10 protein-coding genes are annotated in these 16,041 nt (G+C 61.5%); 6 read left to right on the top strand and 4 right to left on the bottom strand.

From position 1 onward, the window contains the following. Positions 1-141 precede the first annotated feature (141 nt). From pnp to P0N66_RS11825, 3 genes are read left to right on the top strand one after another with little or no spacing between them, the layout of a single operon-like run. Positions 142-2,256, top strand: coding sequence for a polyribonucleotide nucleotidyltransferase (pnp, locus tag P0N66_RS11815; RefSeq protein WP_275805661.1), 2,115 nt, complete (start codon positions 142-144; stop codon positions 2,254-2,256). A gap of 26 nt (positions 2,257-2,282) precedes the next feature. Then, on the top strand, positions 2,283-3,530 hold the full coding sequence (locus tag P0N66_RS11820; RefSeq protein WP_275805663.1) for a M16 family metallopeptidase: 1,248 nt from the start codon (positions 2,283-2,285) through the stop codon (positions 3,528-3,530). A gap of 12 nt (positions 3,531-3,542) precedes the next feature. After that, entirely contained in the window at positions 3,543-4,376 is an 834-nt protein-coding gene (locus P0N66_RS11825) for an MBL fold metallo-hydrolase (protein WP_275805665.1), read from the top strand. A 94-nt stretch (positions 4,377-4,470) separates the two neighbouring features. Here the strand turns inward: P0N66_RS11825 and P0N66_RS11830 are convergent, their stop codons facing one another. Both P0N66_RS11830 and P0N66_RS11835 read right to left on the bottom strand, forming a co-directional pair. Continuing rightward, complete coding sequence (locus P0N66_RS11830; protein WP_275805666.1) at positions 4,471-5,904, bottom strand: sigma-54-dependent transcriptional regulator; 1,434 nt, start codon at positions 5,902-5,904, stop codon at positions 4,471-4,473. 189 nt (positions 5,905-6,093) lie between these two features. Next, entirely contained in the window at positions 6,094-7,581 is a 1,488-nt protein-coding gene (locus P0N66_RS11835) for a sensor histidine kinase (RefSeq protein ID WP_275805668.1), read from the bottom strand. Positions 7,582-7,926: 345 nt separating this feature from the next. On the opposite strand from P0N66_RS11835, the gene P0N66_RS11840 reads away from it, so the two are divergent. Then, entirely contained in the window at positions 7,927-8,355 is a 429-nt protein-coding gene (locus tag P0N66_RS11840; RefSeq protein WP_275805670.1) for a DUF4168 domain-containing protein, read from the top strand. A gap of 57 nt (positions 8,356-8,412) precedes the next feature. On the opposite strand, the gene P0N66_RS11845 is transcribed toward P0N66_RS11840, so the two are convergent. Both P0N66_RS11845 and P0N66_RS11850 read right to left on the bottom strand, forming a co-directional pair. Continuing rightward, on the bottom strand, positions 8,413-10,548 hold the full coding sequence (locus P0N66_RS11845; RefSeq protein WP_275805672.1) for an EAL domain-containing protein: 2,136 nt from the start codon (positions 10,546-10,548) through the stop codon (positions 8,413-8,415). A 4-nt stretch (positions 10,549-10,552) separates the two neighbouring features. Continuing rightward, complete coding sequence (locus P0N66_RS11850; protein WP_275805674.1) at positions 10,553-11,611, bottom strand: cytochrome-c peroxidase; 1,059 nt, start codon at positions 11,609-11,611, stop codon at positions 10,553-10,555. A 375-nt stretch (positions 11,612-11,986) separates the two neighbouring features. On the opposite strand from P0N66_RS11850, the gene P0N66_RS11855 reads away from it, so the two are divergent. Both P0N66_RS11855 and P0N66_RS11860 read left to right on the top strand, forming a co-directional pair. Then, positions 11,987-13,309, top strand: a complete 1,323-nt coding sequence (locus tag P0N66_RS11855) for a porin family protein (RefSeq protein ID WP_275805676.1) — start codon at positions 11,987-11,989, stop codon at positions 13,307-13,309. 91 nt (positions 13,310-13,400) lie between these two features. Continuing rightward, on the top strand, positions 13,401-16,001 hold the full coding sequence (locus P0N66_RS11860) for a FecR family protein (protein WP_275805678.1): 2,601 nt from the start codon (positions 13,401-13,403) through the stop codon (positions 15,999-16,001). The last annotated feature ends 40 nt before the right edge of the window (positions 16,002-16,041 follow it).

Consider the following 16,041-nt stretch of genomic DNA (forward strand, 5'->3'; position numbering starts at 1 on the left):
TACTCCGCGTACGCAAGCCCGGCTGATCGCCCGAAGATGCGGTGCTGCTGAACGATTACGTTTTTGTGTAGGTCGCATTTCAAGGGAGATACGACCTAAGCTGTATGCCAAGGAATAAGGAAAAGGAAGGATAAGGAAAACATGGAAAAGAAAGTAAGTATTGAACTTGCCGGCAGAAACCTCACCATCGAAACCGGTCGTTTGGCCAAGCAGGCCGGCGGCTCGGTGTTGGTAACCTACGGCCAGAGCGTGGTGCTGGTTACCGCCACCGCCTCCCGCGAGCCCAAGGATAATCTCGATTTTCTGCCGTTGACCATCGAATATCAGGAGCGCTTCTACGCCGTCGGTCGGATTCCCGGCAGCTTCTTCCGCCGTGAAATCGGCCGCCCCACCGACAACGAAACCCTGGCCTGCCGGATCATCGACCGCCCCCTGCGGCCGCTGTTCCCCGCCGGTTACCGCCATGAAACCCAGATTATCGCCACCGTGCTCTCCGCCGACCAGGAGAACGATCCCAGCCTGATGGCCATGCTGGGCGCCTCGGCGGCCCTGGGCGTCTCCTCCATTCCCTTTCTTGGTCCCATCGCCGGGGTGCGGGTGGGCATGGTGGACGGCGAGTATGTCCTCAACCCCACCCAGGAGCAGCGCAAGAACTCCACCCTGGACCTCATCGTGGCCGGCAGCAAGCAGGCGGTGGTGATGGTGGAAGGCGGGGCCGCCAGCCTCTCCGAGGAGGAGGTCAAAAACGGCATCTTCTTCGCCCACGAATCCCTGCAGCCCCTGCTGGCCATGCAGGATGAACTGCAGGCGGCGGCGGGCAAGCCCAAGATGGAGGTGCCGGCACCCAAGGTGGACGAGCAGTTGCGCCAGCGAGTGCACGAGCTGGCCGCCGACGACATGCGCCGGGTGATCACCACCATCGACAAACAGGAGCGGGGCGAAGCCGACGCGGTACTGACAGATAAGGTGCTGACGGCTCTCGAGGAAGAACTGGCCGCCGCAGCCGGTGACGAGCTGCCGATCAAGCTGAAGGAAGCCAAGGGGCATCTCAAGGATCTCAAGAAGCAGATGATCCGGGAGCGCATTACCAAAGAACGGGTGCGGATCGACAACCGCCGGCTGGATGAGGTACGGCCCATCAGCAGCGAGGTGGGGGTGCTGCCCCGGGTGCACGGTTCGGCGCTGTTTACCCGCGGCGAGACCCAGGTCATGGTCAGCGCCACCCTGGGCAGCGGCGAGGACGAGCAGCGCATTGAATCTTTGAGCGGCATGTCGTTCAAGCCCTTCATGCTGCACTACAACTTCCCCCCTTACTGTGTCGGCGAGGTGCGTTTCCTGCGTGGCCCCAGCCGACGGGATATCGGCCACGGCGCCCTGGCCGAGCGGGCCATCCAGGCGGTGCTGCCGGATGCCGAGAGCTTTCCCTACACCATCCGGGTGGTCTCCGAGGTACTGGAATCCAACGGTTCCTCCTCCATGGCCACCATTTGCGGCGCTTCCCTGTCGCTGATGGATGCCGGGGTGCCGTTGCAAAAACCGGTGAGCGGCATAGCCATGGGTTTGATCAAGGAAGGCGACGACATCGCCGTCCTTTCCGACATCCTGGGCGATGAAGATCACCTGGGCGACATGGACTTCAAGGTGGCCGGTACCGAAGACGGCATCACCGCCCTGCAGATGGACATCAAGCTGGAAGGGGTGTCCCGGGAGATCATGAGCCAGGCCCTGAACCAGGCCCGGGAAGGGCGGCTGCACATCCTGGGCAAAATGAAGGAGGCCATCGACGCACCCCGCAGCGACGTGCCGGCCCATGCCCCCAAGATGTTCAGCATCACCATCAACCCGGACAAGATCCGCGACCTCATCGGCCCCGGCGGCAAGGTGATCAAGGCCATCACCGCCGAGTACGGCATCAAGATGGATGTCACCGACGACGGTAAGGTCAAGATCTTCGCCCCCTCCGGCGAGATCGCCGAGAAGGTCAAGGAAGAGGTGCTGAGCCTCACCGCCGAGGCCGAGGTGGGCAAGGTGTACAAGGGTGTGGTCCAGAAGATCATGGACTTCGGCGCCTTTGTCCAGATCCTGCCCGGCACCGACGGTCTGGTGCATATCTCCGAGCTGGAGCATCAGCGGGTCAACAAGGTCACCGACGTGCTCAACGAGGGCGACGAGGTGATGGTCAAGGTCCTGGAGATCGATTCCCGGGGCAAAATCCGGCTGAGCCGCAAAGCTTTGCTGAATGAGGATAAGTCCTGATCCAGCAAACTACACTGGCCAATGGAGTGCGGATCGTCACCGAGGCCACCCCGTCGCGGGTGGCCTCGGTGGGGTTCTGGGTGCAGGTAGGGGCCCGGGACGAGCACGATCTGACCAACGGCTGTTCCCATTTTGTCGAGCACATGCTCTTCAAGGGCACCCAGCGGCGGGCGGCTCACCAGATCGCCCGCGAGTTTGATGTTATGGGTGGCACCGCCAACGCCTTCACTTCCACCGAAGCCACCTGTTATCACGCCACGGTGCTGGCCGAACGACTGCCGCAACTGGTGGACCTGCTCACCGACATGGTGCTCAACTCCAACTTTGCCCCGGCCGAGGTGGAGCATGAACGGGAGGTGATTCTGCAGGAAATCGCCATGGTGGAAGATACCCCCGACGACCTGGTACACGACCTGTTCAATCGCCAGTTCTGGGGCCGGCATACCCTGGGTAACCCGGTCCTGGGGCTGCCCCGGGTGATCGGCGCCCTTCCTCCAGGTCATATCCGCGACTTCCATCGCCGCCATTATCAACCTTCTCGGATCGTCATCGCCGCCGCCGGTCAGGTGGATCACCAACATTTTTGTGAACTCTGCCGACAGGGCTGGGACCAGCTCGCCGCCGGCGGCAGTGTTTCCGGCGGTCCTGATTTTTCCCGCCAGCCGCCGGTGCGGCCCCAGCCCAGCCGCCAAATTATCAACCGCGATCTGGAACAGGCCCACCTGGTGTTGGGGGTCAGCGCCCCGGCGGAAAACGCCCCCGAGCGTTATGCCCTGCACCTGCTTAACACGGTGCTGGGCGGCAACATGAGTTCCCGACTGTTCCAGGAAATCCGGGAAAAGCGGGGGTTGGCCTACGCCGTCTTTTCTTATGTCAACTCCCACAGCGACAGCGGCGCCCTGGCCATTTATCTGGGCATTGATCCCCGGGCCGCCAACGAGGCCCTGGCGGTGGTGGGACAGGAGGTCCGCCGCCTGGGCCAACAGCGGCTCAGCGACGAGGAACTGGCCGAGGCCCGCGATTACGCCCGGGCGGTGATCCTGCTGGCCGAGGAGAATATGGAGAGCCGGATGGCCCGCCTGGCCCGCAACATCATCACCCACGGTCGCCCTCTGCCCCTGGAGGAGATCCTTGGCGCTCTCAAGCGGGTCAGCGCCGAGGATATCCGGCAACTGGCGACGGAGCTCTTTGCCCGCCCCCTGAGCGCCACTGCCCTGGGGCCGGTGGCCGAGGACGACGAAGAGGCGCTGGACTGGCGCGCCCTGGATGGCTGAAAGGTAGACCTTATGCCCGAGGGAACTGACGCCGGCGGCCACCTGCAAGAGCTGTTTTTTTGCGTACTGGGCGGCGGCAGCAAGGGTAATGCCACTTACGTGGAAGCCGGTGCGACCCGGCTGCTGATCGATGCCGGTTTTTCCGGCCGGGAAATCGAAACCCGGCTGGACGCCTTGGGCATCGACCCGGCCGGGCTCACCGCCATCCTGCTTAGCCATGAGCACGGCGACCATATCCGGGGAGCGGGGGTGCTGTCGCGCCGCTATCATCTGCCCCTGTACGCCAATCGCCCTACTTTGCAGGCGGCGGCCAAAGGCTTGGGTAGTCCCGCCGCCGTCCATGAGTTCACTTCCGGCGCTGCTTTTTACTGCGGGGATCTCCGGATTCACCCCTTCGCCGTTTCCCACGACGCCGCCGAACCGGTGGGTTTCCTGCTGGAGGCCGGCGGCCTGCGGCTGGGTCACTGCACCGACCTGGGCATGGTCTCCCGCCTGACCCGCCACCGCTTAACCGGTTGCCACGCCCTGGTGCTGGAATGCAACCACGACCCGGAGATGCTGGCCGCCGGCCCGTACACCCCGGCCCTGAAGCAAAGGGTTCGTTCCCGCCACGGCCACCTGGCCAACCACGAAGCCGCCGAACTGCTGACGGAACTGCTTCATCCGGGCTTAAGTCAGGTGGTTCTGAGTCATCTCAGTGAAACCAACAATACCCCCGAACTGGCCGCCCAGGCCGTCCACGCCGCCTTGGCCGCCATCACCCATCATCCCCACCAGCCTCAACTGACCATCGCCTGCCAGCAAAAAGGCAGCAAGCTCTGTCGCCTGGCCACCAACAGTAAATAAACCCCGAGGCGATCCCCAAGAAGATAAAAGCCAGTCAGCACCGCAGGTTGCGGCAAGCGGGCCGATCGCCGCAACCTGCGGTGCTGACTGGTTTTTATGGGTCGTCCAGGCGGCGGTAAAGGGTGCGCCGGCCGATGCCCAGGATTTGGGCGGCCCGACGTTTGTTGCCGTCCACTTGTTCCAGCACCAGACGGACGTAGCGGTTGGCCACTTCTTCCAGCGAGGGCAACTCACCCGGATCGTCCGGCGACTCCGGCAGCATTTGCCGGGTCAGGCCGGCCGGGTCGCCGGGGTGGCTTGCTCCTGGCCAATCCTCCTCGCCGTTAAGCCGGCCGTTGTTGGTGCCCCGCCGTACCCGTTCCGGCAGGTGTTCCAGGCCGATCTCCCGCCCCGGGCAGAAGGCCACCGCCCGCTCCATGGTGTTTTTCAGTTCCCGCACGTTGCCGGGGAACGTATAACGGCGCAGGCGGGCCAGGGCGTCGGGGGAAATGCTGCGGGCCGGGCGGTTCATTCTGGTGGCGAACAGATCGATGAAACGGGCGCAGAGCAGTTCCAGGTCGTCTCCCCGCCGGCGCAGGGGCGGCACCTCCAGGCGGAAGGTTTCCAGGCGGTAATAAAGATCCTCCCGGAAACGGCCTTCCCGCACCTCTGCTTCCAGATCCCGGTTACCGGCGGCGATAATCCTTACATCCACCTGCTGTTCCCGGTCGGAACCCACCGGCCGCAGACGGCCGTCCTGCAGGATGCGCAGTAGCTTGGCCTGCAGGTTCAGGGGCAATTCACCGATTTCATCCAGCAGCAGGGTGCCGCCCTGGGCCTCCAGGAATAGCCCCTGCCGGGGTCTTTCCGCCCCGCTGAAGGCTCCGGCGGCGTGCCCGAAAAACTCACTTTCCGCCAGTTCGGCGGGAATGCCGGCACAGTTGACGGCAATCATCTTGCTGGCGGCGCGGGAACTCTCGGCGTGCACCGCCCGGGCCACCAGCTCTTTTCCCACTCCGCTTTCGCCAGTAATCAGTACCGGGCCGCCGGCCGCCGCCACCTGGCCGATGGCGGCAAAGAGCCGGCGCATGACGCCGCTGCGGCCGATAATGCCGTGGAAATCCTCCTCCCCGCGCCCCAGCAGTTCCCGGAAATGCTCCACTTCCCGGCGTAGCCGCCGGGTTTCGAGCGTCCGCTTAAGGCACAGCAACAGATGATCCAGGTCCAAAGGCTTGGTGAGAAAATCATCGGCCCCCTTTTTCAGGGCCTCCACCGCCTGGGGGACGGTGCCGAAGGCGGTGATGATAATCAGCGCCGGCCGGGGCGGCGGCAGGGCGGCGAGCCGCTCCAGCAGCTCCAGGCCGTCGGGGCCGGGCAGGCGCAGATCGCTTAGCACCAGGTCCGGCTGCCAGCTCTGCACCAGGGCCCAGGCCGTCGGCACATCGCCGGCGCTGCGGACCCTGAATCCGGCGTCGGTCAGCTCTTCACCAAGCAGCTCGCGCAGCCCCCGGTCATCTTCAACAATTAATATTTTTTCTGTTGTGTCCATATTTTTTGGTACATCCAGCTCATTCTGGCACGTAACTGTTCAGCCGTGCCCCAGGTTGCGGTAAGCCAGGTCGGCGAAGCGTACATCAGGTACTCAAGCCGACCTGATCGCCGGAAGATGGGGTGCTGCTGGACAGTTACATTTTTTGTAACCTTTTGCTCCCGGCCAGGCTCAACGGGCTGCCACCGTTTACTGATTTTCACCCGGCAGGTGCAAGGTGAAGCTGGCGCCACCGAGTTTGCTGCGGCCGATTTCGATGCCGCCGCCGTGCTCCTGCACCGCGCTGTGGACCACCGCCAGGCCCAGGCCGGTGCCGTGACCCACCTCCTTGGTGGTAAAAAAAGGCTCAAAAAGGCGGGAGTGCAGTTCTTCGGCCACGCCCGGGCCGTTATCCTCGACGGTGAAACCAGCCTGCTGATCGTCACCGAACCAGGTGAGGCGAACCAGGGGCGGGGAAGTGGGGGCGGCGCCCTCGAAGGCCTGGACCGCATTGAGCAGCAGATTGGCCAGAGCTTGTTCCATGCGGATGGGGTCCAGCCGCAGGCGGGGCGGCGGCTGCTTACCCGCCAGGACCAGTTCGACTTTTGCCGCGGTGGCCTGTTCCCGCACCTGGTCGGCGGCGTTGCCGGCGATCAGGGCGGCGTCCACCATTTTGCGCCGGGGTTGCCGGTCCTGGTTGGTACGGCCGAAATCCAGCAACTGGCGGACAATATGACTCATCCGTTCCACCGCCCGGCGGATTTCCTGAAAAGCGGCGGCGTTGTCCGGGTTCTGCTCCCGGCGCAGCATCCGCTGTGCCTTGCCGGCCACCAGGCTCAGTGGGGTGCCCAGTTCATGGGCCACCCCGGCGGCCAGACCACCGATGGCCGCCATTTTTTCCGACTGCCGCAGTCGCTCTTCCAGTTGCCGCTGTTCCGCCCGCTGGCGGGCAAGTTGCGCCTCCCCCGCGGCGATGCTGTCCAGCATGTTGTTCATCCCCACCGCCAACTGGCGAATCTCGGTGGGGCCAAGGGGGGTTGCCCGATGCCGTCGTTCGCCGGCGGCAATGCGGGCCATGCTTTCCACCAGGGCGGTAAGATGGGCGCCGATGATCCGGTGGTGGGCAAAGAGCACCAGCCCCAGCAGGGTCAGGCTGAGCAGGCTGAGCAACAGCAGGGCCCGGTGGCGGGCCTGCATGATATCGTCCTTGAACTGACTGCCGTCCCGCGTGAGCTGCAGCAGCCCCAGGGTGCGACCCACCGAATCGCTCAGCGGCACGAAATAGGAATAAACCTCTTCCCCGTCGGCTTCATCGTAGCCGCCCAGGCGATCGCCCTCGGCGGCCAGTTGCACCAGTTCCCGTCGCTGTACTTCCGGTTCCGTCGGCCCGCTGGCCGCCACCTGGCGTCCTTCTCGGTCGTAGACATAAACCCCGTATACCTCGCTGAAACGAAAGGCGGAAGAGAGGGTGCGGTCCAGGCTGCGCTGGCGCTCAAATTCCAGGGCGTGCTCCAGGGGGCCGCGGATGGCCCGGGCGATCAGCTCGATGTCTTTCTGCATCTGTAATTCCACCCGGTTCTCCAGACCCCGCAGGCCGGAGAGCGAAGCCGCGCCCAGCAGCAGCAGCAGGGGGAGCACCAGAAATAGAATTAGGGTAAGGCGCAGGCTGAAACCGCGCTTGAGCCATGCTTGTGTCATCGTTAACCTCCATAATGATTCATGCGCCATTATGACACATTGAGGCCATGGGGTCAAACCCAGGGGGAAGTCTGGGTAGGTTGTTTTTTATACCGCTCAAACAATACGATATACAAAGACCAAAGAAAAAAGGAGGGACTTGTCAACGTTGGCATCGTGGTTGCAACTAATCAGGGCAACCAACGCGGCGCGGGGTGGCGAATCGCAGACCAGGCATGGTCCGGTCAGCTTCCCGGCGGCGAATAGAAGCGGTGCCAGCGCCAACGTTTCATGGGAAACGCTCGGAGCGAGTGCCGGAACCATGGCCCCAAAGGGTCAAAAGTACTTTTCAGGAGGTATCATTAAATGAGCAAGCAAGTTGCAACCATCGAAAGCAAGGGAATCAGCAAAGGTCTGCTGGCCGGCGCCCTTTTTATTCTGTTGCTGGCCGTTCCCGGCCTGGTAATGGCCTACCCCGGCTCCGGCGGCGGTCAGCCCGGCATGGGCGAGCAGGCGGCGCCGCAGGATTTTGACCAGTCCACCCTGCAGAGCTTTGCCGTGGCCTCGGTGCATCTCCAGGAGATCCAGCAGGAGTACGCCGGACAGTTGGAAGGGGTGCAGGACCAGGAAAAGGCCATTGAGCTGCAGCGGCAGGCCAACGAAGAGATGGTGGCCACCGTGGAGGAAGAAGGCCTGGACGTACAGACCTACAACGCCATCGCCAATGCCATGAATACCTCGCCGGAACTGCACGCGCAGATCATGGGCATGATCGAGGAAGAGCAGAACCGCTGATTAACCACGGTTCAGCAAGCAAAAAACGGGGGCTTTTGCCCCCGTTTTTTTTGTCGGCTATTCCGGCCGGCAGTGGGGGGTGGGTTGGCCCAGGTGGTATCCCTGGGAGTAGTCGATGCCCAGCTCCTTGACCACCCGCAGCACGTCTTCCGAGTGCACGAACTCGGCCACGGTGCGGATGCCAAGCTGGCGGCAGAAATCGACAATGGTGCGGACCAGCACCCGGGCCTGCTGATCCTGGTGGATATTGCGGATCAGGGAGGCGTCGATCTTGATGCTGTCCACTTTAAACTGCAGAATATGGGCGAAGTTGGAGTATCCCGAGCCGAAGTCATCAATGGCAATCTGGCAGCCCGCCGCCTTTACCTGCTCGATAAAGGCCTGTACCGGCTCCACGTTTTCCACCCCCTCGCTTTCCAGAATCTCGAAGGTCAGTCGCTGGGCCATTTCGGGATAGTCCCGGACTTTCGCCATGATGTAATCACGCACCTCCTTTTCCAGGATATCGGCAATGGACAGGTTGAGGGAGAAACCGTACCGGCAGTCGGCAAAATCGGCAAAAATCTTATCCACCATGCGGCGGGTGAACTCCGGGTACAGCGATGATTCCTTCACCACCTCCAAAAACATCACCGGCGAGAGCACCTGGCCGTCGGGGTTGCGCAGCCGCACCAGAGCTTCATATTTAATTATCTCGCCGCTGGTATTATCGACAATGGGCTGGTAATAGGCCAGTACATCATCCTGGTTCAGCGCCCGACGGGCGTTTTCCAATACCTCCAGGTTGCCGGCAATACGTTCCTGCAGATTAAGCTCTTCCTGATAGACCAGAAAACTGCCCAGGCGATGTTTTTTGACTTCGTTCAGGACCAGGTCGGCGGTTTCCAGCAGGGGCCGCAGGCGGGAAATGCCGAGGGAGACATTGACCCGGATGGGCTGATCCCGGTAGTTGAATTCGGCCTGGCCCACTGCGGTCAGAACCCGGCGGGCCAGCTCTTCTGCGGCTATCTGTTCCTTCTCTTCATCCAACAGCAGTCCGAAATCGTCGCCGCCCAGCCGGTAGCAATCCCCCCAGGGGCTCTCCGGCAACAATTGCCGGAAAATGGCGGCCAACTCATTGAGCACGTAATCGCCGGCCCGGACCCCGTACAAATCGTTGACATGCTTGAAGTCGTCGATGTTGATCAGCAGCAGCAGCGGGTGACGGCAGCGGGTCTGATCGGAATCAAAGGCGAAGCGGTTGGCCAGGCCGGTCAACTGGTCCCGGGTAGCGGCCCGGTGCAGAGCGTTGCTCATCCGGTTCAGAGCCTGGTTTTCCCGCTCGGTTTTGAACAGCAGCAGAATAATTAATACCACCGACCCCATAAAAGCGGCAAAAAACAAGTAGGAAAGTGAGTTCAGACGGGTCAGCCAGCGCCGGTTTTCCTCCTGCAGGGCCTGTTGCAACTGGTTCAGAACCTTGCCCCCGCTGGAGTCCATAGTGGCATTGAGCAGGTGGTTGTAGTCAGGCAAAGTTTTGTTAAACACTCGGCCATGGGCCAGCAGGGCCTGGTGCAGTTGCTGCAACCCCTCGTTTTGCGGCCGGTGGCCGGCCAGCCCCTCCAGAGGTTGGGCCATAGCGCCCAGCAAGTCCGGGTCCATGCTGTTATGGGCCAGGTACAGAGCCGAGGTGAGGTCGGTGAGCAGGCGATGGTAATCGTGGCTGATTCCGGGATGCTCCAGCATAATCCGGCGGCTCAGCCCCGGCACGTACATGGCCGAGTTCTTCAGCATCGAATTGGCGGTAAGAAATCGGAAAATCAACTCTTCCTTGTCGGCCAGGCTGGCGTGATAGGCGGCCAGCAGTTCCGGTACCGGGGAATCCTTGTCCAAGGCCACTTGGGAGTACAGTTCAGTGGTGTCTTGCAGAGATTTATCTATCCTCGCCAGCATGGCGTGGAGCCGGTCGTAGTCGTGGAACAGGAAAAACCCGCTGTGCAAAATTTCACCGTCCAGTTCCTGTTGTTGGTGGTCCAACTGGTTCAGCACACTCATCAGGGTCAGCCGGGTGGTGGTTTGTTCCTTGGCCTGTTTGCTGTAATAAGCAAACAGCACGCCCACCAGCAGGGCGACGGCAATGGTAAAATAGATTTTGGCGCGCAGCCCAGGGCTATGGTTTTCCGCAGTTGCCGTGTGTTCCCGTTCAGGGTTCATAGCTTTATCTCAAGATGGCCGGCTTTTGGCCGGTCAGGGTTTCCATGAAGGCGACCAGGGCAAAAATCTGTTGCGAGGTCAGTTCCACTCCCAGGTTGTGGTGCGCCATGATCTGCAGGGCCTCCGGCAGGTCGGCGGCGGAGCCGTCGTGGAAGTAGGGGGCGGTCAGGGCGATGTTGCGCAGGGTGGGAACCTTGAAGACCTGGCGGTCCGCCTCCCGGCCGGTGATCGCCCGACGATCCTGGATTTCCCGGTCTTTCCGCTCTTCGCGGGGATAGATCACGCCCATCTGCTGATAGGAATTGCCGCCGATATTGACCCCGTTGTGGCAGGTAACACAGCCCAGTTCCTTGAACTCCAGATAACCCAGCTGCTGGTGGGGCTGGAGCACCGCCTCTCCGCGCAGGTAAAGGTCGAAGGGGCTGTCCGGGGTGATCAGGGCCCGCTGGAACTCGGCCAGGGCGTCAACCACCTGTTCAAAGCGCACCTGCCGGCCGCCGTAGATCTGGCCAAAGGTGGTACGGTAATCCTGGTCGGCGGACAGGCGCTGCTCCACCTCTTCTTTGCTCATTCCCATTTCCAACGGATCCTGCAGCGGACCGGCCGCCTGTTCTTGCAGATCGACGGCCCGGCCGTTCCAGAACTGGCGGAAATTGAAGACCGCGTTAAACACCGTGGGCGAGGCCATGTTGCCCTCCCGTCCGTGGATGCCGATGGATACCGGGCGCGGGTCGTGGCCGCCGCCGTCCAGATCGTGGCAGGAGGCGCAGGAGACGCTGTGGTCGACCGAGAGCATGGTTTCGTGAAACAGCCGCCGGCCAAGCTCGGCCTTGGCCGGATCGTAGTCAATGCGGCGAGGAATGGGGCTGATGGGCTCGCGAACGGTGCGGGTCGCCCCCTCGGGGGTCTTCGCGGCCGCCCAGGCTGCCGGGGCAGCGGCGGACGTTGCCGGGCCGGGTGAACCGACGCCCGGCTGCCAGACCAGCAAAAAAAATAAAAGCAGCCCGGCCGCCGCCAAGCCAAGCCGGCGGCCGGTTGAAAAGCCAAGAGGTACAATGCGCATGAAATAATTACCGTGTGATCGATGCGTGATCTATGAGTTGAATCGGCTCGAGCAACCGATCTGATCCGCAATATAACCTTTATTAGTATCTCTTACCATTTTTATCGAAGATAAGTAGGAAATAAACAGGTAAATTTTGAGTAAATTTGGGGTAAATATTATGTTTTTTGCCCCTTTTTCCTTTCTACTCCGGCCCGGCGACGGCCAAATTGAGGCTTGACAAGTTGGTTGCCGGTTAACTATATGGACATGGGGGGAGGGCGGTCAGGTGTTTGCTAACCAGGCGCAATCACGTCTAATCAGGCATGGTTTTTTGCTGGTCCATCTTTATGTTTGTCAGTCCATCTTTATTTAAGTTCAGGCGGGCGGTTTATAATGGAAAAACAAAGATTCGGTTGTTGCCTTGCAGCGCTGGCCCTGCTGGCTCTGGTGCTGTTTTCCACCCCATTGCCGGCGGCGGCCGACCCGGTTGCCACCGGCCGCCAACTGCTGGCCGAACGGCAGTATGACGAGGCCTACCAACTGTTGCACAGCGCTTTCCGGGCCGACCCGGGCCACCCGGAGATCAATTTTATGCTGGGCCGCGCCGCCTTCGAGTCCGGCCGCACCGAAGAGGCGGTGATGGCCTACGAGCGGGTGCTGCTGCATAATCCGGAGGCCAACCGGGCCAAGCTGGAACTGGCCCGCTCGTACATGCGCCTGGGTTCCCGGGAACTGGCCCGCCAGTACTTCCACGAGGTGCTGGCCACCAACCCGCCGGAGGCCGTCTGGCAGAACATTCAACGTTTTCTGGCGGCCATGGACGCGGCGGAGAAACGCCATTTTTTAAACGGTTTGGTCACCGTGGGGGTGGGGCATGACGACAACGTCAACACCTTCCCGGGCAACGACACGGTACGTTTAAATGGCTTCCAGTTTGACCTGGACGGTGAGGAAAAAAGCAACTGGCTGCTCAACACCAACCTGGTGGTCAACCACATCTACCGGCCCCGCTACAACAGCCCCTTGAACTGGAAAACCAGCTTCACCAATTACAACGCCTTCCATGAAAGCGCCAACGACATGGACCTCAACCTGTTTGGCTTGAGCACCGGCCCCACCTGGCGCCGCGACCGCCTGCTGCTGCAGGCCGCCGTCAGCTTCACCCATGTTGACCTGGGTTTTGACCGCTACCTGGGCATGGCCGGGCTGTCCGCCGGCGCCACCTGGCTGCTTTCGCCCCAGTGGGCGCTCAACGGCGGCATTGAGCTGCGCGATCGGGATTTTTACCAGAACGACGACCGGGACTCCACCAACCTGCTCATCAGCCTGGGCCCGGTCTTCAGCCACGGCGACAACCGGCTGGGCCTGACCCTGGGCTATGAAACCGACGATGCCGATGTCGAACACCACTCCTACGATCGCCGGCGTGTCACCCTGCGCTATGATCGCAAGCTGCCGGCCGATTTTGCCGCCTTTGCCGCGATGCGCTATCAGGAAACCGACTACGATGACGACTACCCGCTGTTCAACAAAGCCCGCAAGGATGAGTCGATGTTCTACAGCCTCGGGGTTTCCAAGGTGTTCTGGCGTTCCGGCGATTCCCGGCGCAGTTTCTCCGGCCAGCTCAGCTACGCTTACACCGATGCTGAATCCAATATCGAGCTGTTCGAATACACCAAAGGCGTAGCCAACCTGGCCCTTACCTATACATTTTAATCTGCCCGCCCGGCACGCTGTTTGTCACCGGGCCCCCGGGGGCTTTGCCGGCAACGGCGGCCGCCAGCGAAGCTTAAGAGGAGTGAATTCCATGTTTCAGCGCACTCTGTTACAGCCCGTGGTTTTTCTTGCCGCCCTGGTTTGTCTGCTCGCCGGGACGGCTATCGCGGCGGCCGCCGAAGTAGCCACAGTGGTGGCCCTGCGTGGCGCGGCGGTGGCGGTGGACACCGCCGGAGCGGAGCGGGCGCTGGCCATCAAGGCGCCGGTGTATGTGGACGATACCATCCGCACCGGCCCCCGGGGGCGGCTGCAGTTGATGTTCACCGACAACACCATCATCAGCCTGGGCATCAACGCCGAGTTGGAGATTGCCGAATATGAGTGGGACCAGCAGGCAGGGGCGTTGAACACCCGGGTCAACCAGGGGGCCTTCCGGGTAATGGGCGGCTCCGTGGCCCGCACCTCGCCGGAGAAATTCACCACCGACACCCCGGCGGCCACCATCGGCATCCGTGGTTCCATGTACGCCGGCCGAGTGAGCGACGGTGCCCTGGCGGTGGTCTTCCAGGGCGGCACCGGGATCATCGTCAGCAACCCGGCGGGCACGGTGGAAATCACCACCCCCGGCATGGGTACCAGGGTAGCCTCCCGCACCACCGCCCCGACCCCGCCGGCCGTCTTCACCCAGGAAGATCTGGACGCCCTGGAGGAGGAAGAGCCCGAGGAAGAGACTGAGGAAGAGACGACCGAGGAGGGGGCGACGGAAGATGAGGCGGCGGCCGAAGAACCGGCCGAGGAAGAGTGGGAAGAAGCCGCCCTTGACGAGCCGGACAGCGCCGAGACCCCGGTCGCCGCCGCCACGGCCCCGACCACCGACACCACGGTGGAGCAGGTAAGTGAAACCACCACCGAAGCGGGCCAGGAGGAACTGGAACAGACTGTGGAGGAGGAAACCACTGAACCGGAACCCACTGAACCAGAGGCTGCCGGGTATTCCGGCCGGGGCATTGAGATCGTGTACGACGGCACGGAATTAGAGGCGACAGTTGAACATCTGGTGCTGACGGCAAAACCCGCCGAACTGACGGAAATTGAAGCCGACTTGCTGGCCCAGAATGAGCAGGATGGCTTTAGCGATGAGGCTTACGGAGAGATCTGGTCTTACAGTGATTTTTCATTTGAAGAACCTGAAAATGAAGAAGGCTTTTATATTAGCAGCAGCTTTGCCATGGTTGATAACCGTGGCGAGTTCTGGCTTTACAAACACTGGTCAGACACCGAAACAGACGAAGGCTGGACTTACAGTGAAAAATTGTTTTTCTACGGCCAGGACACCCCGGCCGAGCTAATGCCCGTCAGCGGCGGCGCGATTTATCACGGTCTCTTCACCGGCGCCGTCGATGACGTGGATTACGGATGGGAGGAAATTCTCGGTGATTTCTCGGTGGCGGTGAACTGGGAAACCGGCAAGGTGGTCGGCTATTTCATGGATGACGATCACTACTATGGCCGACCGATCCCCGTTTACCTGACGGCGGAAGTGGACGGCTCATCCCTGACCGCGGCCAAAATTTTCGGCCTGGACTACGAAAACAACTATTACGGCGACGGATCTTCTGTTGATGCCTGGGTTACCGCCGGCAGCGGTACCTTCGCCCAGTTTTACGGCACTTATCACCAGGGGCTGGGGGTTGTTGCCGAAGGGCAGTCCAGTGCCCTGTTTTATAACGATGAAGTGGAAAACTGGTCGGTGGTGGGCGGCGCTTTTCGCGATCCCGTCTTTACCTTGCCGGAACAGTCTGCTTCCGCCACCTGGCAGGGGTTTGTAACCGCCATGGATTTCAACCTGTGGGCGGAGCCGGGCACGCCGCCGGAGTTGTTCCGCAACACCGAAGCCGATGATTTTCAACTGCAGATCGACCGCCAGGCCGGGTTATTCAGTGGCGAGATCATTGAGGCCGAGTCGGCAACCACGGCAGGTTTCAGCATCGGCGGTTTGGAAGTGGTCGGCTTTTACGTGAACGACAACTTCCTGGCCGGGGAGATCAGCAGCGCCAGCGATACCGACCTGCAGGGGGTGCTGGGCGGCAGCGGTGAAGCGCACTTCTACGGTTATGATTTTGAGGATGATGGCGTCGACTCTGAGAACATTGAGGATTACTACTACGAATATCATATCGGCGAACTGGCCGAGCACGTTTCCTGGGGCTACTGGGGACTGGCTTATGTGGACCAGGACGGGGCGCCGCATGTTTTCAGCCCCCATGGCTCCTTTTGGGTGGCCGGCGAGCTTACCCCGGCGGAAACGGTGAATGACCTGATCGGTGGTGACAATTTCACCGGTACGTATACAGGCGGAGCCGAGGGGCTGATGATCTTTGCAGACACCATGGAAGACCTGTACAACGGGCAGACTACCTTGAACATCAACTTCGGCACCGCTGCCATCGATGGCAGCATTGTCTTCCCGGATGTTGTCGGCCTGGAAATCGGCGGGAATTCGGCATTAACGGCCGACGGTTTTGCAGCCGATATCATTTCGGCTTATGATTTTGTAAATGAACCGTTCACGGCTTCCGGCGGGATCAGCGGCGCCTTTTTCGGCCCCAACGCCGAATCCGTCGGCGGCAATTTCCACGCGGACACCGGTTCTGCCCAATATCTGGGAATCTTCGGAGGCAATCTTGAATAGTGCAAAAGCCGGCGGCCGGTTGCAGGGCTCGGCTACAACC

Source organism: Desulfurivibrio dismutans (assembly GCF_029210385.1).
In the GTDB taxonomy this organism is placed as follows: domain Bacteria; phylum Desulfobacterota; class Desulfobulbia; order Desulfobulbales; family Desulfurivibrionaceae; genus Desulfurivibrio; species Desulfurivibrio dismutans.